Origin of the sequence: Brevibacillus brevis, from assembly GCF_001039275.2 — a bacterium.
Classification (GTDB): domain Bacteria; phylum Bacillota; class Bacilli; order Brevibacillales; family Brevibacillaceae; genus Brevibacillus; species Brevibacillus brevis_C.
Genome location: NZ_CP030117.1, coordinates 3,627,438 through 3,651,189 on the forward strand (window position 1 = coordinate 3,627,438; position 23,752 = coordinate 3,651,189).

27 protein-coding genes are annotated in these 23,752 nt (G+C 47.6%); 10 read left to right on the forward strand and 17 right to left on the reverse strand.

What is annotated here, in order from left to right:
- Nucleotides 1-97: 97 nt before the first annotated feature.
- Nucleotides 98-547: a DUF441 domain-containing protein gene (locus AB432_RS17145; protein WP_048033316.1), complete on the forward strand. Its 450-nt coding sequence runs from the start codon at nt 98-100 to the stop codon at nt 545-547.
- Here AB432_RS17145 and AB432_RS17150 read toward each other — a convergent pair whose 3' ends face one another.
- The gene (locus AB432_RS17150; protein WP_048033317.1) at nt 548-856 is read right to left on the reverse strand and encodes an iron-sulfur cluster biosynthesis family protein; all 309 of its coding nucleotides are present in this window, start codon (nt 854-856) and stop codon (nt 548-550) included. It lies immediately after the preceding gene.
- A gap of 101 nt (nt 857-957) precedes the next feature.
- On the opposite strand from AB432_RS17150, the gene AB432_RS30770 reads away from it, so the two are divergent.
- The 3 genes from AB432_RS30770 (at nt 958) to AB432_RS17160 (ending at nt 3,188) form a co-directional block, all read left to right on the forward strand.
- A complete protein-coding gene (locus AB432_RS30770) occupies nt 958-1,098 on the forward strand; it encodes a hypothetical protein (RefSeq protein WP_173629840.1) in 141 nt (46 codons plus the stop codon).
- Between the two features lie 68 nt (nt 1,099-1,166).
- On the forward strand, nt 1,167-2,222 hold the full coding sequence (locus AB432_RS17155; RefSeq protein WP_048033318.1) for a DUF2515 family protein: 1,056 nt from the start codon (nt 1,167-1,169) through the stop codon (nt 2,220-2,222).
- A 21-nt stretch (nt 2,223-2,243) separates the two neighbouring features.
- The gene (locus tag AB432_RS17160) at nt 2,244-3,188 is read left to right on the forward strand and encodes a prenyltransferase/squalene oxidase repeat-containing protein (protein ID WP_048033319.1); all 945 of its coding nucleotides are present in this window, start codon (nt 2,244-2,246) and stop codon (nt 3,186-3,188) included.
- Here the strand turns inward: AB432_RS17160 and AB432_RS17165 are convergent.
- The 3 genes from AB432_RS17165 to AB432_RS17175 all read right to left on the reverse strand — a co-directional run bounded on the left by AB432_RS17165 (nt 3,155) and on the right by AB432_RS17175 (nt 5,879).
- Nucleotides 3,155-4,084: a TIM barrel protein gene (locus tag AB432_RS17165; RefSeq protein ID WP_048033320.1), complete on the reverse strand. Its 930-nt coding sequence runs from the start codon at nt 4,082-4,084 to the stop codon at nt 3,155-3,157. The genes AB432_RS17160 and AB432_RS17165 overlap by 34 nt on opposite strands.
- A 64-nt stretch (nt 4,085-4,148) precedes the next feature.
- Complete coding sequence (locus AB432_RS17170; protein WP_048033321.1) at nt 4,149-4,736, reverse strand: DUF1444 family protein; 588 nt, start codon at nt 4,734-4,736, stop codon at nt 4,149-4,151.
- A 27-nt stretch (nt 4,737-4,763) separates the two neighbouring features.
- Nucleotides 4,764-5,879, reverse strand: coding sequence for a DUF3900 domain-containing protein (locus AB432_RS17175; protein WP_048033322.1), 1,116 nt, complete (start codon nt 5,877-5,879; stop codon nt 4,764-4,766).
- A 122-nt stretch (nt 5,880-6,001) separates the two neighbouring features.
- On the opposite strand from AB432_RS17175, the gene AB432_RS17180 reads away from it, so the two are divergent.
- Entirely contained in the window at nt 6,002-6,832 is an 831-nt protein-coding gene (locus AB432_RS17180) for a serine/threonine protein kinase (RefSeq protein ID WP_235617489.1), read from the forward strand.
- A 33-nt stretch (nt 6,833-6,865) separates the two neighbouring features.
- Here the strand turns inward: AB432_RS17180 and AB432_RS30775 are convergent, their stop codons facing one another.
- From AB432_RS30775 to AB432_RS30780, 3 genes are all read right to left on the reverse strand, one after another.
- The gene (locus AB432_RS30775) at nt 6,866-7,021 is read right to left on the reverse strand and encodes a hypothetical protein (protein ID WP_173629847.1); all 156 of its coding nucleotides are present in this window, start codon (nt 7,019-7,021) and stop codon (nt 6,866-6,868) included.
- Between the two features lie 36 nt (nt 7,022-7,057).
- On the reverse strand, nt 7,058-8,302 hold the full coding sequence (locus tag AB432_RS17185; protein WP_048033324.1) for a DEAD/DEAH box helicase: 1,245 nt from the start codon (nt 8,300-8,302) through the stop codon (nt 7,058-7,060).
- 152 nt (nt 8,303-8,454) lie between these two features.
- The gene (locus AB432_RS30780) at nt 8,455-8,598 is read right to left on the reverse strand and encodes a hypothetical protein (RefSeq protein WP_162837736.1); all 144 of its coding nucleotides are present in this window, start codon (nt 8,596-8,598) and stop codon (nt 8,455-8,457) included.
- Between the two features lie 134 nt (nt 8,599-8,732).
- Here AB432_RS30780 and AB432_RS17190 point away from each other — a divergent pair, with 134 nt between their 5' ends.
- Nucleotides 8,733-9,797 carry a phosphodiester glycosidase family protein gene (locus AB432_RS17190; protein ID WP_048033325.1) on the forward strand — a complete coding sequence of 355 codons (1,065 nt, stop codon included), beginning with the start codon at nt 8,733-8,735 and terminating at the stop codon, nt 9,795-9,797.
- Nucleotides 9,798-9,834: 37 nt separating this feature from the next.
- On the forward strand, nt 9,835-10,350 hold the full coding sequence (locus AB432_RS17195; RefSeq protein WP_048035866.1) for a DUF6886 family protein: 516 nt from the start codon (nt 9,835-9,837) through the stop codon (nt 10,348-10,350).
- 43 nt (nt 10,351-10,393) lie between these two features.
- Here AB432_RS17195 and AB432_RS17200 read toward each other — a convergent pair whose 3' ends face one another.
- Complete coding sequence (locus AB432_RS17200; protein ID WP_048033326.1) at nt 10,394-11,965, reverse strand: ABC-F family ATP-binding cassette domain-containing protein; 1,572 nt, start codon at nt 11,963-11,965, stop codon at nt 10,394-10,396.
- A gap of 38 nt (nt 11,966-12,003) precedes the next feature.
- A complete protein-coding gene (locus tag AB432_RS17205) occupies nt 12,004-12,861 on the reverse strand; it encodes a HEPN domain-containing protein (RefSeq protein WP_048033327.1) in 858 nt (285 codons plus the stop codon).
- A 235-nt stretch (nt 12,862-13,096) separates the two neighbouring features.
- Here AB432_RS17205 and AB432_RS17210 point away from each other — a divergent pair, with 235 nt between their 5' ends.
- On the forward strand, nt 13,097-13,246 hold the full coding sequence (locus tag AB432_RS17210) for a hypothetical protein (RefSeq protein WP_015891582.1): 150 nt from the start codon (nt 13,097-13,099) through the stop codon (nt 13,244-13,246).
- A 130-nt stretch (nt 13,247-13,376) separates the two neighbouring features.
- Nucleotides 13,377-14,132, forward strand: a complete 756-nt coding sequence (locus tag AB432_RS17215; protein WP_048033328.1) for a hypothetical protein — start codon at nt 13,377-13,379, stop codon at nt 14,130-14,132.
- Here AB432_RS17215 and AB432_RS17220 read toward each other — a convergent pair.
- The 5 genes from AB432_RS17220 to pdhA all read right to left on the reverse strand — a co-directional run bounded on the left by AB432_RS17220 (nt 14,127) and on the right by pdhA (nt 19,384).
- On the reverse strand, nt 14,127-14,288 hold the full coding sequence (locus tag AB432_RS17220) for an aspartyl-phosphate phosphatase Spo0E family protein (protein ID WP_048033329.1): 162 nt from the start codon (nt 14,286-14,288) through the stop codon (nt 14,127-14,129). The genes AB432_RS17215 and AB432_RS17220 overlap by 6 nt on opposite strands.
- Nucleotides 14,289-14,411: 123 nt before the next feature.
- On the reverse strand, nt 14,412-15,821 hold the full coding sequence (gene lpdA / locus AB432_RS17225) for a dihydrolipoyl dehydrogenase (RefSeq protein WP_048033330.1): 1,410 nt from the start codon (nt 15,819-15,821) through the stop codon (nt 14,412-14,414).
- A gap of 6 nt (nt 15,822-15,827) precedes the next feature.
- A complete protein-coding gene (locus AB432_RS17230) occupies nt 15,828-17,213 on the reverse strand; it encodes a dihydrolipoamide acetyltransferase family protein (protein ID WP_048033331.1) in 1,386 nt (461 codons plus the stop codon).
- A 101-nt stretch (nt 17,214-17,314) separates the two neighbouring features.
- Nucleotides 17,315-18,295: an alpha-ketoacid dehydrogenase subunit beta gene (locus AB432_RS17235; RefSeq protein WP_047067643.1), complete on the reverse strand. Its 981-nt coding sequence runs from the start codon at nt 18,293-18,295 to the stop codon at nt 17,315-17,317.
- A 3-nt stretch (nt 18,296-18,298) separates the two neighbouring features.
- Nucleotides 18,299-19,384: a pyruvate dehydrogenase (acetyl-transferring) E1 component subunit alpha gene (pdhA, locus tag AB432_RS17240; RefSeq protein ID WP_015891588.1), complete on the reverse strand. Its 1,086-nt coding sequence runs from the start codon at nt 19,382-19,384 to the stop codon at nt 18,299-18,301.
- A gap of 328 nt (nt 19,385-19,712) precedes the next feature.
- Here pdhA and AB432_RS17245 point away from each other — a divergent pair, with 328 nt between their 5' ends.
- Nucleotides 19,713-20,447 carry an alpha/beta hydrolase gene (locus tag AB432_RS17245; RefSeq protein WP_048033332.1) on the forward strand — a complete coding sequence of 245 codons (735 nt, stop codon included), beginning with the start codon at nt 19,713-19,715 and terminating at the stop codon, nt 20,445-20,447.
- Between the two features lie 3 nt (nt 20,448-20,450).
- On the opposite strand, the gene AB432_RS17250 is transcribed toward AB432_RS17245, so the two are convergent.
- The 3 genes from AB432_RS17250 to ltaE all read right to left on the reverse strand — a co-directional run bounded on the left by AB432_RS17250 (nt 20,451) and on the right by ltaE (nt 23,693).
- Nucleotides 20,451-20,642 (reverse strand): hypothetical protein, encoded by a 192-nt coding sequence (locus tag AB432_RS17250; protein ID WP_007718905.1) that lies wholly within the window; start codon nt 20,640-20,642, stop codon nt 20,451-20,453.
- A 151-nt stretch (nt 20,643-20,793) separates the two neighbouring features.
- The gene (locus AB432_RS17255; RefSeq protein ID WP_048033333.1) at nt 20,794-22,437 is read right to left on the reverse strand and encodes a peptide ABC transporter substrate-binding protein; all 1,644 of its coding nucleotides are present in this window, start codon (nt 22,435-22,437) and stop codon (nt 20,794-20,796) included.
- Between the two features lie 230 nt (nt 22,438-22,667).
- Nucleotides 22,668-23,693, reverse strand: coding sequence for a low-specificity L-threonine aldolase (gene ltaE / locus AB432_RS17260; protein ID WP_048033334.1), 1,026 nt, complete (start codon nt 23,691-23,693; stop codon nt 22,668-22,670).
- Between the last annotated feature and the right edge of the window lie 59 nt (nt 23,694-23,752).

Here is a 23,752-nt window from a genome sequence, read left to right on the forward strand (position 1 = left end):
AATCTCCCCCTCCATTTCAGTTAGAATTTTATCCGTCCGGCACAAGCTGCTTTCACATGGATATACTAACAAAAACGAAAGGGAGCGACCAATACTTATGGACTGGATTAGTATCATTCTCTTAATCCTTTTAGCACTTGGTGTCATTGGAAACAACGCAACTGTGTCCATTGCTGTCGCTCTCCTTCTTCTTATGAGACTCCTGTCGTTGGACCGATATTTTCCACTGCTCGAGCAGCATGGACTACAGCTCGGGATCATTATACTGACGGTTGGCATCATGACTCCGCTTGCAAGCGGCAAAATCAATCCTTCCTCCATCTTGGAGATTTTCACGAATTGGCATTCGTTACTGGCCGTCGCCGTCGGTATGTTTGTGGCTTACCTGGCGGGAAAGGGAACGGTCTTGATGACCCAAAATCCATTGATCGTTACTGGCTTGCTGCTAGGTACAATCGCGGGTGTCACTTTTTTCCGTGGAGTTGCGGTCGGCCCTTTAATTGCAGCAGGTATTCTCGCCTTTATTTTGCAATTTTTCCCGAAGTGATTAGCTCCAGCGCTCTTTCAACTGAAGACCATAGGCCAAAATTTGCTGTGGCGTAACCATGCGAAAGCCTTGTTGCGCACGATAATCAATCGTCAGCAGATCAGACCCGATATAGGCAATGGTTTCGCGATCTATCAGAAACGTCAAAGAATCGACCTGGTAGACTTCATCTTCTGGACCTTGAGTATCCCACCACAACGCATACTCTACATTCATCCCGCAGCCTCCGACTAGCTCACCGTTAATCCGAACGGGCTTGTCTGTACTAGCTATGCGTTCTACTGCCTCTTTTGTCACTTTTACTATCATGTTTGGTGCCACCCTTCTCATGATTTTCCAGCATGCTGGATGCATCATCTCTTACATGATAGCATACAATGCTTGAAAGGCATCAGAAAGGACGATCATCTATGAACATCTACGAACAAAATGGGATTTTTGTCGCTGAAACGGAGTTCCAATCGGAGCACGTTGTCATTTTTGCGAATACGTGGGAGGAAGCCAAGGAAAAACTACTGGTTCGGCTTCTCGTACTAGAAATGATTGGTTGAGTAAAAAGCGGGTCGCCCAATGGACCTGCTTTTTTCAATGTAAAAATAACAAGGAGCTACCCATAACCATGACAGATTCGACAGTAACGAAAATTGCCGCGCAGAACCTGGTTGCTCAAATCAGACAAGCAACAGCCAAAGCCAATCGCAACAATGTCACCCGTACACAAGCATACCTCGCCTTTTATCTCGAGCACCAAGAGGTTCACTGGGCGTTATTGGCCCATTTGGTCTCACGAAATGGCGGGTGGAACATGACCGATTTAAAAGGAGAATGGCTACCGCTTATCATGGATGCACAAGCGATCGAGCCCTTTTTTTGGTTCTTGGAAAGATGTAACTGGCTGATTTTTCACGATGCCTATCCACAATTACTATTGTATGCGGAGATGAAACGAACGGGGACAGATTTAACAAAGCTTTTGGCGCCACTTGGTGTTTCCGTCTTTATGCAATCGTATTGGCAAGAGTTCCTCGCATCCAGAGACAGTGCGCGCCTTACCCATGCACTCATCGTTAATGAACAGCAATATATCGAACAACGAGTCGTACAGAAGCCGTTTACACTGAATCGTATTTTCGCTTCGTTTGCTTTCGTAGCTCAATCTGCTCTCTCGATGAATCAAGTGCTCATTCCCTATAAAGCACATCCTACTGACCGCCGACTTAGCTTGATCGGGTTGAATGTTCATCATTTTCCCGACGTCAGAAACCGCATTCAGGTCGGAAAGTCGTTGTATCAGCAATTGTTTGGGGAGCCTTTTCGCTTCGAAAAAATGGTCTCCTATTGCTCTCGTATTCCTCATACGGGCTCGCGAGCGGATTATTGGCCGCATTTGTTCACACCTCATCCTATTCCTTCCACCACAAAAGATGAGTACCAACTACGCTTGGATGGACATGATTTGCTGGAAGGAAGTCCCAAGCTATACAGCCCACGTCTTCAAGATGCATGGGCTGATTATGGACACGATCCCGCAGATGGGGTAGATTGGTTTCGAGATGATAAATGGCATGAGGTCGTGAAAGAACCTGCTTCACTGTCTTCCATTGACAGTGATTCTTATGTGCGTTCCCTGCAATGGATCGAATATGGAGTCAAACTCGTCACAGCAATCACGTAGGTTGGAGAGGAGGTCAGCCTTATGGAAAAATGGATGCAAGAAATGGCGTTGAATCAAACAAGTTTTTTGTTATCCTGCCAATTACCGAGCGGCACTTTTCGCCTTGGCCCTAATCGTGATCAGATCAATCCGTACTTCACCAACCTCGGAATTGTTTCCCTCATCCGCATGAAGGAGGCAGAGGCTGTTTGCGGTCATCTCGATTGGTATTTGCGGAACTTGAATGCGGACGGTTATATCAATGATTTTCGTCTTGAACAAGGAAGAGAAATCGATACCGGTACAAATGACAGCGAAGATAGCTACCACACCACTTATTTCAGCCTGCTTGCGGAATGGATACGAGCAACGGGGCGTATGGACTGGCTGCATGCCAACCACACTACACTCTTGTCCCTTCTCCAAGCAGTTGCCCGCCTCCAACAGAAGGACGGTCTGACCTGGGCGAAGCATTCGTATCGGGTCAAATATTTGATGGACAATTGCGAGGTGGCCAAGGGACTGGCAGATGCTTCGTATTTATTTTCGTTGATTGGGGATGTGGAGGCTGCCGAGGAAGCGGCTTCTCGCGCCAAAGCCTGCGAGCTAGGCATCAGAGGAATGTACAGTCGGATGCGCAAGTCGTATGCGATGTATGATCGTACGTATCCCGGCTGGCGAAAATGGTACCCGGACGTCACTTCCCAAGCGTTTCCCATTGTCTACAGTATGACAGATGCCAACACCGCCTCACTGCTCTACCAAAGGATCACGGACGCGTTCCCGCATTTTGATACGTTTCAGACTGGTGATTTATATCCGTGGATGACGATGGGGGTATGTGCGCAGTTGATGGGTGATAAAACACGGGTGAAGACGATGCTCGTGACCGCCACAGACTTGTACATACACGGCCCCAGGTACCCATACTGGCTGATTCAAGATGCCGGACGCTATATTGAGTTATTACTGGACGTGGATTCTTGAGGCTCAGTCAGGAGTTGCTTCACCCAACGATAGCAACGCTCGAGCTGTTCGTCTGTTACCTGGTCGGAACGATGCTCGAACATGATCTTTACGTTCGGGTTTTCCTTCCGGATGATTGTCAGGTAGTCCTCAATCGGAGCCCATCCTTCTTCCGGTTTACATTCAGGAAGAACGGGACAGTGAACGAATTCAACCCCGCCGGCGGTCACCTTCATACTCTTCAAATGAATGCTCCAGGCATATTTTGCATACGTTTGGATGACGTGGCGGGCATCGAAAAACGGGTCGATTTTTTCTTGAAGGAATAAGCGACCGGTATCGAGACAGAGCTTTATCGTTGAATATTTTTGTAGCAAGTACTCTAAAAATTCTGTCTCATACACATAACGGTTGAGTGCATCGAATTCAAGGACTGGCGTGAAGCGAAACTCCTTGCCTTTCTCAGCCATCCACGCAAACAACTGCTCGCTACGATACTGAAACTCTGCTTCCGTGTAGGTATGCTCCCAGACATAGTCTCGCGAATCATAAAATCGCCATACACGCCAGTCGACGCGATCATCCAAAATGACAGGCTTCGGATAATGGAATAAGACATAGGTCGGCCGAATGAATGCCATAAATGCCAATTCCTTCTCTATCCTTTCAAATGCCTCGGCTCTCGTCTGATCATTGGCATCCATGAATAGAGCATCCCGCAGCTCAGATTGACCTGCACGCAGCGGAAAATGAACACCGGTCGCAAACCCTTTAGCTTGAGATTCACGCTGTAGGTTTTGGATATCCTCCTCCGAATCAAACAAGCATGCCTCTATTCCGTAAAAGCCCTCCTTAAAATCTCGTGCGTATTTTGCCTGATCAAAACCTCCATATTGACCAATCATGAAATTTTTCATACGAGGGTTTCCTCCCATTTTCCGGCGGTATAGAAAACGCGGGAAAATGCCTCCCGCGCTTGCTCTACTTTCTTTCAATTTTCGTACCCGAGTCGTGCGTCACCACGAGAAATGGAGTCAATTCCCCTTCCTCCCAGTAAAAAGGCAAGACAGAAATCGGCACTTGCCCTTTCGATGCAAAATCATAGGTGAGACGCGCTAACAGGTGAGCCCCAGCTTCTCCTGTCATATCCGCCACGATCAGCACATCCTGATGTGGAATCGCGACACCAAGTGAGTCTCCTTGCTTCTTCTGATCCATATCCGCCAGAAATGAATCAAGCAAAATTCGGCTTGCCGCGTATCCATCTGTCGGACTAATAAAGTGGATGCGCTGACCTCCTACCTCTTGTGACTTTACTGAAAAGGGGAGCTTTCGCAAGTTTTCCATCGCGTATGAATGAAGCTGCTCGCTCGTCCAGCCTGCTTCCTGCAACATCCGCTTCTCAATCAATGCGTAACCTTCGCCTTGATCTAAGGCGTACAGTACGTACGTATCAGCTGTATGCTCCTTCATCACCCACCGCTCCGGGTACTTGTTGATCATAGAGGCATGGCGCAAAACCGGATAAATGTTATGCTCCTGGTCGCTTACTCGTAGTTGTCGATCCAAACTCCATCACTCCCTTCCCTTCGTTTATTACCAAGGCGGATTATCATCATCCTCCGTTGGCGTGCTTACTGGGTTATATGCAACGTTCCGGCTTCTCTCTTCGATTTCTTTCACGATATCCGTCAATGCCTTTGGCTTTAAAAACTCCACAGGGGACATACCACGCTCGAACTGTAGCTGCTCGCCCTCTAGTAGCACCAAATAACGCCCGTTCACTTTCGCGATATGCAGGCTGGTTCCGTAATCGGCCAATAATGTGCGGATCTGCATATGATCCAGCTTGAACTTCAGCTCGACCTCTGGTTGGCGATCTGTAATGATTTGCATCGCTTCCATCACGGTCTCATGCTCCCATTTTTCTGCGAGCTCCCGCTTAGGACTTGCAGCAATGAGTTCGATTGCTTCCTCTTCCCGTACCCGCTCTTCGGACTCTTCGGGATACGTATATTCGATGTGCTGTCTCGCCAATGAAATAACTTCCTCGGAGACGATCTGGGTCATCGTTTGCGGATACTCGATAAAACGCAGAAATTCCTCGAAATACCGCGCATGAGAAAACTGATGAATTTTCACGTGATACGGGTCATTCATCCCCGATTCGATCATATACGGATACATTAGCGATTTCATGTTTTTGGCATTGATCGCCATGCGTACATTCGATATGAGGCTCTTCTCATCTGTAATGACCGCTGTTTTTTGTTCGAAATCGCATTTTAAAATAAAGACATAGCGCTCGTCAATCAGCTCTAGCCTCGTCCGGACCACAATCATGACTCCGCCTCTCACCTGAGAGGTTCGCAAATACGACTGAATCAGCTCCTGACAGGGCTCCTTGCTCTCCCCTGACGTTTCCGCTGCCAGCAATCGATTCAAGAGAGCATAGTTGGGGTTCGAGTCCAATGGATGTCCAGGCTCCAGCACAAATTGACCCAGTTTTGTCGGCGTGCCTTCTGTCTTCGGATTCATCTCGACTTTTCTTTTCGCAATCCGAGCGAATTCCCCATCGAGAAAATCTTTCAGTTCGCTTTTCTGATATTCATCATGGCTCAAATAGCGCGTCATCCGCACTTGTTTAATGCCATCCTCTTCTTCAGGCTGTTCCATTAGATAAAAGGATAACCAGTCAATTGTAAAATTCATACCCTTCGCTCCTGTCTGCATGTAACGAACTGATTATAGCAAACCTATTGAAAAAAAGGTCAGCTTTTTCAAATCATGATAAGATGAAGGGAGGAGGGGAAAATCACACAATGTGGACTCGTATGAAGTCATGGTGGAACGAAACGGTACGCGATAAACCGTATCAGCCCGGCCACCTAACAGGTCAGTATGAAATAACAAAAGTATTAGGGATGGGAAGCTACGGGATCGCTTATCTCGCCACGCACACCCCTACAGGTAATCAGGTCGTGCTGAAACAAGTCAAACCAAGCCTTCGTCATACGCCAAAAGGAGAAGCCATGCAAGCGTATGAAAAAAAGGTGCTGATGTCCCTCTCGCATCCGCAAATCCCTCGCTGTCTGGATTCCTTCACTTATCGGCAAGACTCGTTTATGGTCATGACTTATATAGCAGGCCCGACACTCGAAGACATGCTGTTCGATCAAAACATCGTGGCTGATGAGCAAAAATGCGCCGAATGGATTCGCCAAATCGGGGAACTCGTAGCTTACCTCCATGAGCAAAATGTGATTCACCGCGACGTACGCATCCCCAACGTCATCTGGAAAGAGGACAAGCCCTATCTGATTGATTTTGGCCTCGCTCGGTTCGTTGGTGATCGCCCGACCTACATAGCTGATACTCTTTCTGCCTACCCGTCTGAAAAACAATTGAAACGAGAAGTTGCTCCTTCCAGTGATTTGTATGCATTGGGGCATTTCTTTTTATTCTTGCTCTATTCCGGGTACGAAGAAGAACCGGACGCCCCCGAAAAAAGCTGGGAAGAGGAGCTATCTTTATCTCCTTCCATTCACAGGATGATAAGGCGCTTGTTACAAATGGACGCCCCTTATGAAAGCGTACATGATTGGCTCAGAGAGCTGGACCGCTATTTGATCCACTACCAAGAAAAAAGAGCAGGGCATCCGTAGACTTCACGGATTCTCCCTGCTCTTCTTCGTCATTCATTCTGCAATCGGCTCTTGTTTCGCCTCTTCTATCTTTTTCTTCAGTTCCCCTGCTTCCTGGCGCAGCACTTGTCGTTCGTGTTTCGTCAGAACTTCTCCACCAACTGTGCCGTTTACCAGCAAATCCTCTTCATATAACCGATCTTTGCGCATGGAAACCTCCTGCAGACAAGTTGTGTACTTCTTGTCCTACTTTGTTCCAAAGCTGCCCTTCTTATGTGCACGATTTTGATTCCGTTTTGCAGGGCTCGCATTTTTGGAAGGAGCTCCTGACTTTTGTGCTGGCGCGGGATTTCGTACAGGACGCGGATCTTCCAGTGCTCCGTGCGTCATGAATTTTTCAGCAATAGGCAAGCCTGTTTGCTTGGAAAATTTTTGGATGATAAAACGTTCCTGTGTCGTAATGATCGAAAATACCAGTCCGGCACGCCCCATGCGCCCAGTTCGGCCACTGCGATGAATGTACGTGTCAGCATCCGATGCAGGATCGTAATGAACAATGCATTCCACACCTGGAATATCAATGCCACGCGCCGATACATCTGTCGTAATCAACACGGGGAATGCTCCATCCCGGAATTGTTGCAGGGTGCGGGCACGATCTTCTTTTGTAGCATCACGGTGCAGGAGTCTGCACGGCAAATGATGGTAGTTCAGCTTCGAGACAATCTCGTCCACTTTTTCGATTTGATTGACAAAAACAATCGAGGAGCGAACATTGACGAGGCGCAACAAACGACGGAGCGTATCCACCTTTTTACGAGGGTCGGTGACCAGGTACATGTGTGCTACTCCTGCGGCGCCTTCTGGTGCTGCTGCGCGAATAACAGCAGCATCTTTTGTAAAAATTTCAGCCGTATGTACGACTTCCTCTGCGATTGTCGCGGAGAATAACAGGCGTTGTGTATCACGCAGTGTCTTTTTCATGACCTCTTGAACTGGCTTGCCAAAGCCCGCATCCAGCATCCGGTCTGCTTCGTCGACAACAACTGTCTTCACTTCATGGACCTTTAGTTTGCGCTGCTCAATCAACTCCAGCAGTCTTCCTGGTGTTGCTACGATCAATATGGGCTTCTTTTTCAGTCTCTCGATTTGGCGTTTCACATCGACTCCACCAATAATGGACATCACGGCCGTGTCCTTGCCCGGCAGAAGGCTTTCTGCTTCCCGCGCAATCTGAACAACGAGCTCATGCGTCGGTGCAAGTACTATGGCCTGTACATCTTTTTGCTCCATATTGATTTTCGATAAAATCGGCAATAGATAAGCAAACGTCTTGCCTGTCCCTGTCGGCGATTCAATCAAAGCGTCTCGACCAGCCATAATCAACGGGATGGCTTCACTCTGTACAGGTGTCGGTGTTTCCATTTTTCGCTCTCGCAATATAGTCAACAGCGGTGCGCTAATTTGTAAATCTGCAAACGTGGTGCTCACAAAAACCCTCCTGGCATAAATTCGTGCATTGGGTAAGCTTACCACACTTTGCAGGTAGAAAACAGAGGTAAGCCAGTCCTCGTGAGGTAAGGTCCATCGGAGATAGATAAAAACAGGCGAAATCCGCAATGGACTTCGCCTGACCTTCCTTCTTACCCGTTATTGGAATCGAAACGGGTTTCCTGCTTCTCACCCTGGTCTTGACGGTCCCGGCTGGTGGTTTGGTTACGTGTCCCTTTTGGACTTTCCATGTACTCCTCTACTTCCTTTTGAAACGCCTCATCATAGTCACGCACACCTATCACCTCCTGACCTTATTTTGACCAGGGTGATCACATATTATTTTCCTGAAACCTTTTGCCCGGTCATGCGTCTTCTCATATAGGAATGATAACCCTCGTATAAATTGTCAAATGGATGTGAATATGGAATGGAAACGTTATCGCGCATTCGCACACGAAAGCGAGCCAAGCGCAAAAGACCATGGCGTTGGGTTAAAAAATGGTTGCTCGGCACTGCCTTAACCTGCACAACCTTAGCACTACTGGGAATTATTTTTTTATTTGGAACGAAAAACGGGGTAGAATTACGTGAGTGGGCGGCAGGCACTTTGTTGACAACACAGCATGATTACTGGGCCCCCTATACGTTTTTACCCGATGAAAAACTGAAAGAACTAAGGCAGCAAATTACACATCCGACCGTGATCAATTCCGAAGGCATAGGCACGGCAGGACCTCCTGTTCCGCCAAAATCGAATCTGGTAACCGTTACACTCCCTGAGAAACCAAAGGAGCTAATCGAGATTGAGGAAATTGACATCTCGAAAGGCAGTTATTACTTTAAAGGAAAAATCATGTACATTAGCGACCCGAGCAGAGTACGACTCGTCGTCACGAATCGCAAGGACCGTGGAGATTTGCTAGATGAGTTTGTGAAGAAAACAGGAGCCATCGGGATTGTCAATGCGAGTGGATTCGCCGACCCAGACGGCTACGGCAAAGGAGCGCGAGCCTACGGCGTCGTCATCCACGACGGAAAGATTTTGCAAGGCTACAACCCGAGAAGCGGAGAAACCGCATTAGGGCTTACCTATGACGGTAAACTGATTACAGGTAGCTACTCGGCTGAACAACTCGTAAAGATGGGCGTACGAGACGCTGTGAGCTTCCGGCCGCAGTTGATTGTAAACGGGAAAAATATGTTTGAAGGTAAGCCTGCCAAAAGCTGGGGTATTCAACCTCGTACCGCAATTGGACAAAAAGAGGACGGGACGATCGTATTTGCTGTCATTGACGGTCGCCAACCCGGGCATTCTATCGGGGCAAGCATGAACGACATGGCGGAAGTATTGGCTGAGCGCGGTGTGGTTACAGCAATGGCCATGGACGGTGGTTCCAGCTCCATGATGCTGCACAATGGTGAGGCCATCACAAAAACATCTTCTCCCTATCATCGAGGCCGCTATTTGCCAAATGCGTGGGCTGTTTTTTAAAGAAGGGCTGAGATGATTGCGAGGAGGTTTAAGATTGTTGGACAAGTTGTTTCATTACAGTGAAGACCCCACCATTACGACTTTTCAGCCGCGCGCACATCCCTCCCATCCCACACTTGCTCCGGCTGTTTGGGCGATTGATGAAGCACGAGCACCGATGTATTATTTACCGCGAGATTGCCCGAGGATTTGCTTTTACAAAAAATCGGATTCCGATTTAGCTGACGTCGAGCGCTTTCTTGGCTTGACGAGCGCCAAAATGGTTATGGCTATCGAAAGCAAATGGTATCCGGTACTTACACAAACAAAACTATATGAATATACCTTCTCTCCAGAATCTTTTTATTGCTGGGACGAAGACGCGGGCTACTATTTGTCAAAGGAAACCGTTACACCACTAGACATAAGGCCATTAGGTGACCTCGTGCACTGCCTTAGCCAAGCGGATATTGAATTGAGAATCACTCCTTCACTGTCCCCGCTTCGAGATTCACTGTTACAAAGCAGTCTGCACTATTCCATGATCCGTATGCGAAATGCGTCGCTCACATAAAAAACAGGCAGTCTCACCTAATGGTGGCTGCCTGTTTTTGCTTTTACAATTTAATCGGTGTTTTTGCCTGCTCCAAGCTCCATTTTTCAACATCCCACGTCTGTGTAACCCAATCCTCATAAAATTCAGGTTCGTGGCATACGAGAAGGACGGTCCCTTTGAACTCCTTCAAGGAGCGTTTGAGTTCTTCCTTGGCGACGACATCCAAGTGGTTCGTCGGCTCGTCAAATACCAGCCAGTTGCTTTCGCGTTGCAGTAATTTACAGAGACGAACTTTTGCTTGCTCGCCCCCGGACAAAGCGTTTAAGTTACGATTGATATGCTCATTTTTCAAACCACAACGTGCCAGCGCTCCGCGAACCTCATGGTTATTCATGGAAGGGAATTCATTCCATACATCATCGAGTGCAGTAATTGGCTTCGCTTTTACTTCTTGCTCGAAGTAAGCAGGATGGAGGAAATCGCCTTTTTCCAGCTTTCCACCCAGCGGAGGAATCACACCCAGCAACGTTTTCAACAAAGTAGACTTACCGACACCGTTCATGCCGACAATCGCAACTTTTTCACCGCGCTCCAGCTTCACGCTAAGCTTCGGCAGCAATGCATGAGAATATCCGATCTCCAGGTTTTCAGCCTCGATGACAAAACGGCTACTTGCTCGTGATTCTTTGAAGATAAACGAAGGTTTCGCAGCCGTTTCCGGCTTGTCGATGCGATCCATTTTATCGAGCTGCTTTTGACGGCTCTTCGCGCGACCAGTAGTAGACGCACGTGCTTTATTGCGCGCAATAAAGTCTTCCATTTTTGCGATTTCTTCCTGCTGCTTCTCAAATGCGTCAAAGTGCTGACTGCGTTTCATCTCAGACTGTGCCAGGAAGGATTCGTAGTTCCCTGTGTAACGATTCAGCTTGGTAAATTCCAAATGATAAATCACATTCACGACTTCGTTCATGAAGGTCGTGTCATGGGAAATCAGCATGAAGGCATATGGATATTCCTTCAAGTAGTTTTTCAGCCACACGATATGCTCTTCATCCAAGTAGTTCGTCGGCTCATCCAGCAAAAGAACAGTAGGTTTTTCCAGCAGCAATTTTGCCAAAAGAACCTTGGTACGCTGACCACCAGAGAGGGATGCAACGTCACGTTCCAAACCGATTGCACTCAAACCCAGAGCGTTAGCGATTTCATCTACTTTTGCATCGATCAAATAAAAGCCGCTTGTTTCCAGCTTGTCTTGAATTTCGCCCATGCGCTCCAGCAATTCTTCCAGTTCCTCTGGCGTTGCCTCGGCCATCTTTTCACCAATCGTCATCAGTTCAGCCTCTTGCTCCAACAGCGGCAGGAAGGCGTCCTTGAGTACGTCGCGAATCGTTTTGCCAGCTTGCAGCTTGGTATGCTGATCCAAATATCCGTATTCGATTTTGGGCATCCATTCAATCCGCCCGTTATCAGGCAAGTTTTGGCCTGTCAAAATCCCCATCATCGTAGATTTTCCGGTACCATTTGCGCCTACGAGTCCTACACGGTCATTCGGTTGCAAACGGAAAGACACATCGCGAAACAAAACACGATCCCCAAAACCATGGGACAAATTCTCTACAATCAAAACACTCATGCTCTATTCTTCCTCCTGATCTGTTTCCTCTATGAGGCTTACAACAAAATTCTTTCAAAAAAAGTAGGCGCGTACCTTGCCACATAAGATTCGCCCGTAAATACCAATTCGTCTAGCCGGACACGCATATCCTGAAGGTTGATACTTTCCCCGGCGATGTTCAAGATCGCGGCTCGTGTCATCGCCCTCAGAATAGTGACTTCAGTAGCCAGCTTGTCACCGAACAACTTGCCGCTATGCACAATCTCTGAGCGATGATTGTACGATTTTTTTACAAACTGTGCAATCCGTTCACGCTGCAAGGCGGTATCTCCAAAATAGTACGCCATTCGTACACGCAATTTATAGGTAATTTCGCCTTTTTTGCCGTCGGGAACGAACAACGATTCCAATGCTATCCACAGATCCAACAACTGATCCTCGTAGTTTTTCTTCTCCAGCGAAAGCGCATAGCGACGAAAAGCAAGGGATGGCAGCTTCTGTTCGACTAATGAAGTAAAAATGCCCGCCGCTTCATCATCAAATGTGTACTTGTCCCCATCAAGCGATCGCTTCAAATACGTAATACCATACATATTGCCATTGACGGTGATGATGTAAGGAATCGAACAAGTCCCCGTTGTGGAAGCTAGATTCAACTTACTTTCGATTTCTTCAATCCACACCCGATCATCCGTTACTTTCATCTCTTCGTGATCCGCGACTAAAAATAAACTGTTGGGATCTACACGCAAATCAAAGGTTCGCTTGTTCTCGTCCATCTCATTACGTAAGAAACGAGATGCGATCTCATATGGTCTCTTTGCGCCTGATATGAGCGTGTACGAATTAGGCAAATCGATCCGAACGGGCTGAGCTGTTGTTGAATTGAATACGGGGGCGATTAAGACCGGCATAGTTCTCGCTCCTTCCAGACCAGCAGAGCTCGTTTATTATTTACATAATAAATATTATGTTCTATAAACAGTATCGTGCCATTCTGTCATTTTGACAACATATCAATTCCTTCTAATATGTGGACATGCTTCCTCACCATACGTGTTTGGAACAACCTCACTATAGAATACCAGCATTTCCTATGATTCGTCATCATGTGTTTACGCCAAACTAGGTAAAGAAGGAGTTGATTTTATGGAAAAGGACCATATTCTTGATGAAAATCCGCATCAAACTTACAATAATGTAGCTCGACCTCTGGAACAGACTGGCGAACCCCAGCCCGGCTCTAAAAAAGTGAAGCAGCAAAATCATTCGCGCTCCATTCAAACACGCGAAGGATAATGTATGGCACCCGGCTCCATTGCAGTCGGGTGCCACTGCCTTTTCCTTTTTTTTACATCGAAAAAGATTGAATTGTCCTACAAGGATGCACTATGATAAATTTAGTATCCTTGATGGAGGTTAAGTGAAGATGATCACCATTCCACTTCCGGGCAATCAAAGCCCTCTTTCCAATTTGATCAGCTATAGTGTTTCTCCGCTGTACGAGATGGCTGCTAGTCTGTACACACTTGCCCAAGAGACACCTCCCGAGCGATTTGCGTATTGGACCGAAGAAAAGGTAGAGCAGTTTGAGTCAGCCCGTCTTTTAAAAGAATGGGGTTATTTTGTTCCCCTCTTTCGATATGGGATCCCAGACTCATTTGACCCCCTACATACAAAAGGTGTGATGGCTGTCGATGATCAATATGAGTACTTCGTAACACTTCCCACCGATCATTTTGTGCGTAGCATGAAACCGATCCTGGAGGAGTGGATATCCCATCACGATGCTCCTGTGGTTGCCTTCGATTTAGAAGAGGATGCCGATTATGTGAAAGGCCGTTTCAGCCTGTTCGTTTCATCTTATTGGCAGTTATTTTTTGAGGCGAATTGGGAGGCGATTGCTCCAAAATTCGTACGTGAAGCAGAACGGATTTATTACTCTTTACAAGGAATCGAATCCCTTACTACCTATCTTCAAACCATTTCTCCCGCAATTACCTATGACACAGAAACTCATCAGCTCACCTGTCCGAGTAATGGTCCAAGCTACGATGCACAGCATCTCATTCTTTATCCTAGCTATTATTATGCCCAAGAACCCACGCTTACGAAAAAGGGTTGGAATGCCCATTTGCTGTATTCCATCTCGGAAGTTCCCCCTCAACGAAAAACGCCCTCATGAAGGGCGTTTTTCATGTTGCATATGTGCGACAATCAATTTATCTAATTGTTGACTGATTCTCACGATTTCAGGGTCAAGAAAATTGTAACCTGCATCTTTTGCTGCGCGCTCTAGCTTTAGTCGCAAGTCATCAATCATCTTACTCATTGTTTCCATGCTGTAGACCCCCACCTAACGTTGTCTCCCACTATTTTACATTATTTCAGAACAGGTGGAAAGGGTAAGATGTCGAAGAAAAAGCCTTGTACCCATTTTCCGGCACAAGGCTTTTTCCACTTCTTATTTCATAACGTGGATCGGACGACCCAGAGCCAATTCAGCAGCTTCCATTGTTACTTCACCCAGTGTTGGATGTGCGTGGATGGTCAGCTCGATATCTTCGAGTGTTGCGCCCATTTCGATCGCCAAACCGATCTCTGCGATGATGTTGGATGCTTCTGGACCAACGATTTGCGCACCCAATACGAGATTCGTTTCTTTTTCTGCAATCAGCTTCACGTAGCCTTCGCCTGCATTTACAGACAGAGCGCGACCGTTTGCTGCGAATGGGAAACGACCTACAATGTAATCGATGCCTTTTTCTTTTGCTTCTTTCTCATTGATTCCTACGCTTGCGATTTCTGGATCGCAGAATACAACCGCTGGAATTGCCTTGTAGTCTACTTCTGCCGAATGGCCAGCAATCGCCTCAGCAGCAACCTTACCTTCGTAGGAAGCTTTGTGAGCCAATGCAGGACCTGCTACGATATCCCCAATCGCGTACACGTTAGGAATGCTCGTGCGGCCTTGCTTATCAACAACGATCAACCCACGGTCAGTCACGTTCATGCCGATGTCGCGAATACCGAGTTCATCTGTATTCGGACGGCGTCCAACAGTTACGAGCACGTATTCCGCCTCGATTTTTTGTTGCTCGCCTTTTACTTCTGCAGTCACGATCACGCCGTTTTCTGTCTCTTCCATTCCTTGTGCCAATGCTTTTGTATGGATGGTAACGTCGAGCTTTTTCAGCTTGCGTTCCACCAAACGCGGCATGTCTGGCTCAAATCCTGGCAAGATTTGATCGGAACCTTCCAAAATCGTAACTTTTGTACCAAACTTCGCGAATACTGTACCAAGCTCGATACCGATGTATCCGCCACCGATTACCACGAGGCTCTTCGGCAGTTCAGTCAAGGACAGCGCTTCTGTAGAAGACATTACGCGTTTGCCAAACGGGAATGCAGGCAACTCGATTGGACGCGAACCAGTTGCAATGATGCAATGCTGGAAGCGATAACGGTTGACATCATAACCGTGGAATACACGTACTTCATTTTCACTTACGAACAGCGCTTCACCAGGGATTACCTGGATTTTGTTGCCTTTGAAGAGGGAGCCTACACCACCAGTCAGTTGCTTCACGATGCCGCTTTTCCACTCTTGTACTTTGGCAAAATCCACTTTTACATTTTCCATGGTGATACCCATGGATTCTGTATGCTGTGTGTGCTCATATGTGTGTGCAGCGTGGATCATTGCTTTGGAAGGGATGCAACCTACGTTCAGGCAAACACCGCCCAGCTCAGCTTTTTCCACGACTGCTACTGTTTTACCAAGTTGAGCTGCACGAATCGCTGCAACATATCCACCTGGACCGGCACCGATTACGAGTACATCAACCTCTGTAGTAAATTCACCTACTACCATTGTCTCTTATCCCTCCATGACGAGCAGCGTTGGGTTTTCGAGGAGCTGCTTCACGTAGTTGACGAAACGCTGTGCAGGTTCGCCATCAACCAAGCGGTGGTCAAAGCTCAAGGACAGGTGCAACATTTGACCTACCGCGATTTCTCCATTTTTCACAATCGGCTTTTCGCTAATGCGGCCAACACCCAGAATAGCTACTTCTGGATAGTTAATGATAGGCGTGAAGAACATACCGCCCGCAGAACCGATGTTTGTGATGCTGAAAGTAGAACCTTTCAACTCGTCAGCAGTCGCTTTGCGGTCACGTGCTTTCTTCGCCAGCTCGCCGATTTCACCTGCGATTTGGAAGATGGATTTGCTGTCAGCGGATTTCACAACTGGAACAAGCAAACCGTCTTCTGTCGAGGTAGCGATACCGATGTTGTAGTACTTTTTGAAGATGATTTCTTGTTTTTCATCGTCGATAGAAGCGTTGAGTTCTGGGAATTTCTTCAGACCAGCTACAACTGCTTTCACGATCATAGGCAGGTAAGTCAGCTTCACACCACGCTCTTCAGCAAGTGGCTTCGCATCTTTACGCATCGCAACAAGTGCTGTAACATCCACTTCGTCGAAGATTGTTACGTGTGGTGCTGTGTATGCAGATTTCACCATTGCTTTCGCGATTGCTTTACGCATACCTTTCAGCGGAACGCGCTCTTCCAGCTCGCCTGCTGTAGGTGCGTGGTGAACAGTTGGAGCCGCTGCTGCTTGTGCTACACCTGTAGCTGCTGCTGCAGGAGCCTCAGTTGCTACTGGAGCTGCCACTGCGGTTGGTGCTGCTGCTCCGCCAGATACGAAGCGATCTACGTCTTCGCGTGTAATGCGACCCAATTTGCCTGTACCAGGTACATTAGCCAATTGAACGCCTTTTTCGCGAGCGTATTTACGAACCGAAGGGGTAGCCAACACATGCTTACGGTCAATTGGTGCCGCTACTGCTGTTGCCGTTGCTTGTGCCATTGGCGTTTCCAAAGTTTGGTTCGCATTTGCACTCACTTGGGAACCAATGTCGCAGCCTGGCTCCATTTTGTCTGCAGCTTGAGGCGCTGGTGCCGCTTCAGCAGCGTGGGAATCGCCATGACCATGGTCTGGCAGGTTCGGAATTTCGCCTTCTACGTCAAACTCGATCAGTGGATCGCCGACTACAGAAACCGTACCCTCCGTTACTTTCAGATCGATAACTTTCCCTTTAACAGGCGATGGTACTTCTACAACCGCCTTGTCATTTTGTACTTCCATGATGACTTGGTCTTCTTCTACGGAATCTCCGGGCTGTACGTGCCATTTGACGATTTCGCCTTCATGGATACCCTCGCCGAGCTCCGGGAGTCTGAATGTAAAACGACTCACAGTATCTCCTCCTTATAACACTTCGCCATAGTAGTAAGCCTATATTTCCCAAAAGAAGGCGGAAAGCTTTCAACTTTTCCGCCATTATGTCCGTTTCTCAATTAAAAATCGAGGACTTGAGTCAGACCATCCACTACGCGTTTTACGTCAGGCAGCCATACATCTTCTGCTTGTGCAAACGGGTAAACGGTATCTGGTGCTGTAATACGCAGCACTGGTGCTTCGAGGTGCAGGATCGCACGCTCGTTGATTTGCGTGATGATTTCTGCCGCAACACCAGACGTTTTTTGTGCTTCTTGAACCACAATCGCACGATTTGTTTTCTTCACAGAATCCACGATGGTATCGATATCGAGTGGGCTGATGGTGCGCAGGTCGATTACTTCTACTTTTGCTCCACGCGCTTTCTCGATTTCTTCTGCTGCTTTCAAGCTGGTATGCACCATCGCACCATAGGTGATGATGGTAACATCGCTACCTTCTTTTACTACGTTTGCTTTACCGAGTGGAATTGTGTACTCGCCTTCTGGAACTTCTTGACGGAAGGAACGGTACAGCTTCATGTGCTCGAGGAATACAACTGGATCGTTGTCGCGAATCGCGGAGATCAACAATCCTTTTGCATCATACGGGTTGGAAGGGATAACCACTTTCAGACCCGGAGTTTGCATCATCAAGCCTTCCAAAGAGTCAGCATGCAGCTCAGGCGTTTTCACACCGCCACCAAATGGGGAGCGGAATGTAACTGGGCTCGTGAAGCGACCGCCGGAACGGTAACGCATACGAGTAGCTTGAGATGCAATTGCATCGAACGTTTCAAATACGAAACCAAAGAACTGAATTTCTGCTACTGGACGGAAGCCGTTTACGGAAAGACCAACAGCCAAACCGCCGATTCCGGACTCAGCGAGCGGTGTATCGAAAACGCGTTGCTCGCCGAACTCAGCTTGCAGACCTTCTGTTGCACGGAACACCCCGCCGTTGTTACCTACGTCTTCACCGAAGACAAGAACGGTTTCATCGCGCTTCAACTCTACGCGCATTGCATCCGTAATGGCTTGAACCATTGTCATTTGTGCCATGGCTTATTTCGACTCCTTCGCCAGGAATTCTGCCTTTTGCTCTTCGAGTGCAGGCGGCAGTGTCTCAAACATTACATCGATCAGTTCGCTAACTTTCATCTTAGGTGTTTCGTCCGCTTTTTTGATTGCGTCCGCAACTGCTGCTTTCGCTTCTTCGATGACAGCTTCTTCGTCTTTTTCGCTCCAGAGACCTTTTGCTTCGAGGAACTTGCGGAAGCGGATCAATGGATCGCGCAGCTCCCACTCGCTTTGCTCTTCACCTGTACGGTAACGAGTTGGGTCATCACCAGCCATGGTATGAGGACCATAACGGTACGTCATTGCTTCGATCAGAGTCGCACCTTCGCCATTCACGCCGCGCTCTTTTGCTTGTTGAACCGCATAGTAAACGGCGAGAATATCCATACCGTCCACGCGCTCGCTAGCAATACCAGCCGCAACTGCTTTGACTGCGATATTTTCAGAAGCCGTTTGCTTTTCGAACGGCAGGGAGATCGCATAACCGTTGTTTTGAGAGAAGAAGATAACAGGCAGCTTGTATACCCCTGCAAAGTTCATACCCTCGTAGAAGTCACCTTGGGAGGTCGCACCGTCACCAAAGTAGTTGATCGCCACTTTCTTTTCACCGCGCAGCTTGTAACCCATTGCAACACCTGTTGCTTGTGTACATTGAGCTGCGATGATGATTTGTGGCATCAATACGTTTACACCTTCAGGAATCTTGCCACCCTCGATGTGTCCGCGGGAGTACAGGAATGCTTTGTGCATAGGGTATCCATGCCATACCATTTGTGGAATATCACGGTAGCTAGGCAGGACAAAGTCCTCTTTGGAAAGTGCAGCCTCGGAACCGATCATGCTTGCTTCTTGACCAGCTACTGGTGCATAGAAACCAAGACGACCTTGGCGGTTCAAGCTGATTGCGCGTTGGTCCCATACACGGGTAAATACCATTTTACGCATCAGTTCACGCAATTCATCATCGGAGAGCTTAGGCATCAAGTCAGGACGAACAACCGTACCATCCGGGGCAAGAATTTGCAGCGGGGCGTTGTTCTCTGTTTGTTCAACAGCAGTGGATACGCTCATCACATTCACCTCGTCACTAGAATAAGGGGCTTCCTTTTCCCGCGTTGCCCTTTGTCGCCTCAATCTGAGCATCTGCTCGATGAGCGACGATTGCCATACGTGGCGGAAGTGACCCTGATAAAAACCAGAAGAAAGTTGCATGGTGCAAGAAAGGGCTTACAGCGCCGTTTGCAACACCCTGTTATATTGCAGTCAAAATACCTGTTTAATGTGTTACAGTATTGATATTACAGGGTTTATTTCCTCTCTGTTATCATTTACTATATAAGCTGTATCAGTTTTTTTCAAGGCTTAGTTTTTCATTTGAGCAAACAGGGAGTGTGAATCGATGTCTGACTATGTAAAGCGAACCATAATAAAAGAAGAAGTGCCCAGCATCCACGTGGACACTCCCCGCTCGGTCAAAGTATACCTACCGCCGGGGTACAATGAGCTTCTTTCTTACCCTGTTGTGTATTGCCAGGATGGGAACGACTTCTTTACGATGGGGCGAATCGCGACCATCTCCAATCAATTGATTCTGGAAGAAGGTATCGAACCCTACATCGTCGTCGGTGTCTCAGTCGATCGCAACAAACGCACGAGCGAGTATTCTCCAGCGGGGTCGAGAAATGCAGCCTATCAGCGTTTTTTCACCGAAGAGCTGATTCCTTACATAGAGGAGCGTTATCCTGTGCGCCGTGATCCTGCTTCACGAATACTGGCAGGAGATTCTTTGGGCGGAACCGTTTCTTTGCATCTCGCATTGGAACACCCCGACCTCTTTCCACAAGTACTCGCGCTGTCAGGGGCGTTTTTCCAAACGACACTCGATCCGCTTTTGAAGCAGTCCAGCCTATCCTGGCTGCGAATCTGGATGGTCGTTGGCCTCGATGAGACTGCAGTGGAAACAAGTGCGGGCACCTTCGATTTCGTGCAATGGAATCGCGAGGCAAAACAGATTCTTGAGGACAAACAAGCAACCTTGTCGTATCGAGAAAAACCAGGGAATCACGTCTGGGGTTTGTGGCAAAAAGAGCTTCCTGACGCCTTGCGCTACTTCTTCCCACCTCCCCGTCTGTAACCATTACGAGCCATTGATTTCTTTGATGTCCTCGTACCCGTAATACCGGCCATCCACCAGGAAAATGCCTTGGTGGTTGGCTTTTTCAATTTCACCCGCAACCTGATTGGCGTCGTTTAGGACGATGTTGACAATCTTACTCTCATCCCGTTTCATTTGATTGAGAATGCGTTCTCGCTCTTTGGCCGAGATCATATATCCATCCCTCTTTTCCCCTGTGTTGGATAGCTATAGTATTTCATTGGCGGGTCTGAATTACACGCAAGTTAGTCAACCGAAGGGAACCAAAAAAAGCCTTGCCGCTCTCCCATTTTCCGGTCACGGCAAGACTTTTATACGACTTTACTTATTGTTCGATGGTTGTATATTTAAAATCTCTACCACCAAACGGGTTGATCAAAAATCCTTTGACTTTGTCATTTTTTATATAAGGTCTAGCGCCATAGTACACAGGAGCAATCGGCATTTCCTCCATTAAAATGGTCTCTGCCTCACGCATGATCGCATTACGCTTTGTCAGGTCTTTTTCCAAGTAACTCTGAACGATTAGCTCTCGGTACCTGTCGTTTTCCCAAGCAGCGTCGTTCGTCCCCACTGTTTTGTCCTTGAAAATTTCCAGGAAATTGATGGGGTCGTTAAAATCAGCACCCCAATTGCGGTAGGCAAACTGATAGTTTTTGGCGCGCTTGTTTTGTAAAAAAACTTTTTCCTCCAAGCCACTGATTTTTACATCTACACCCAGACTTCTTTTCCATTGATCCTGAAGAGCTTCAGCCAGCTTTTTCTGACGATCGTCACCTGAACCATACGTGTATGTCACTTCCGGCATCGTTGAAAGCCCCAGTTCCTTCAACCCTTCAGCCAATAACTGTTTGGCCTTGTCTACATCCTCTTGAAAATAGTCATTTCCGCTGAGTTGCATAGAGGGCGGAACCCATGCAAACGCCGCAGGTACCCCTGTCTGTACGATTCCGTCTACGAGAGGCTGCCGTTGAATCGAATACGAGAAGGCTTGCCGAATCTTTTTATTCGTAAAGGGGGGCATGGTTGTATTAAAGGTGACGGCAACTGTATTCGGATACGGCGCCATTACGATTTTTCCTTCATCCTGCAATGCTGGGATCACATCGACGGGCAACACGTAGCTTGGATGCCCTCCCCAATCCAAATCACCAGAATCAAACAACGCTTGAGCGGTGTTGGTATCGGTAATCATGCTCCAAACGATTTTGTTGAGCTTCACAGCATCTTTGTCATGATACTTCTCGTTTTTCACAAGAACTATTTTGTTTTTATGCTCCCATAGCTCCATTTTGAATGGGCCGTTGCCCACGTAGTTGTCTGGAGACGCTGCCCAGTCCGGATGTGCCTCCAGGGTCTTTTTATGTAAAGGAAACAATGTCGGAAAAGCCGTTAGCTCGTAAAAAAACGGTGCTGGTGAATTGAGCTTGACCTCCAATGTAAAATCGTCAAGCGCTTTGACCCCTACACCTTCCTGCGAACCTTTCCCTGTGTTGAATTCCTCAGCGCCTTTAATGAAATAAAGCATGTAGGCATATTCGGATGCTGTCTTTGGATCGAGATTTCGTTTCCAGGCGAACTCAAAATCATGGGCGGTTACCGAATCTCCGTTACTCCATAGCGCATTCGTTTTCAATTTGAACGTGTACGTCGTCAAATCCTCGGATACTGTATAACTGTCGGCAATGGCGTTGGCAATTTTCCCATCCGGTCCATAGCGAGTCAACCCTTCAAAACAGGCAGTAATGACATCAAAGGAAGTGCCATCGGAAGCAAGTCCGGGATCTGCTGTCGGAGGCTCTCCACCGTCTGCGTTCCAATTCAACACCATCTCTTTTCCCGTTGGCTGCGTTGGTTGAGATGCCTGATCATTCGGTTTGTTCGTTACCGCCGTTTCACTTGAACTACATCCCGCTAAAACTTGAAGCAGCAAGAAGCAGCCCAAAATCAAGCTCATCCTCTTTCTCATCGAGACCATCCCCCTTGATTCCATTCGATTCCACACACCAGTAAACGCTAGTGCTTTATCACACTACCATGATAACGCAAGTGCGGACGAAACAAATCAGACGGTATGGCGAAAAACAGATCGCGTATAGACTCTTATTTTGTACAAATTGTCTAATTATTTTGAATTCGTTATTGAAACAAAGAAAAAAGCCAGTCTCCCCTTCGACTGGCTACAATCGGTTGAAACGATTACACTGTTTCCAATAATGCCTCTACTGCTGCAACAACGGTCTCGATCTGTTGCTCGCTAATGTGTCGATGCGTCGTAAAGCGAACGACATCCTCGTCAAAATCAACAGCGAGCACTCCTTTTTCCTCCAAACGTTCCAAGAAGGCGACAGCTGTTTGTCCAATCGAGTCTGTATTCACTAGCACGATATTCGTCTCGACTTGCTCGACCTGAAGCGATAGCTGGCGCAAGCCTTTTGCCAATTGCTGTGCCCGTTCATGGTCTTCTGCCAATCGTTCGGTCATCTGCGTCAGAGCGATGATGCCTGGTGCTGCCAAATATCCTGCTTGACGCAGCCCGCCTCCTAATTTTTTTCTCCACCATCTCGCTTCTTCGATAAATGCACGATCTCCAGCCAAAATGGAACCAACTGGAGCACTCAGCCCTTTGGACATGCAAATCTGAACGGTATCGGCAAAAGCGCTTAGCTCACTGACTGCAACCCCTTGGGCCACAGCCGCATTGAAGAGACGAGCACCGTCCAAATGAACGGGAATACCGTGTTTTTTGGCGATTTCATAGACACTCTTCATTTGCGCGACAGAGATTACCGCCCCGCCAGCGCGATTATGTGTATTTTCAAGACAGATCAATTTTGTGCGAGGAAAATGGATATTATTGCCCCGAATCGCCCTCTCCACTTCTTCTGCACGCAAAGCACCACGTTCTCCAACCAGCGTCCGTGTTTGCACACCAGCCAATGCCGACATAGCACCGCCTTCATAGTAAAAAATGTGCGAATCCGCTTCAGCAATGACCTCATCTCCGTTGACACAATGCGTCAAAACAGCGACCTGATTGCCTTGCGTACCACTTGTTACGAACAGGGCAGCTTCCTTTCCGAGTATTTCAGCCGCGATCGCTTCCAAACGATTGACAGTTGGGTCCTCTCTATAAACATCATCACCAACCTCCGCTTCTGCCATTGCTCGAAGCATCTCCTCGGTTGGTTTCGTAACGGTATCACTGCGCAAATCGATTTTCATAGATGACTCTCCTTCCACCCTGTTGTCATTCTCTAGACATATCGTAACACTTTCAACAT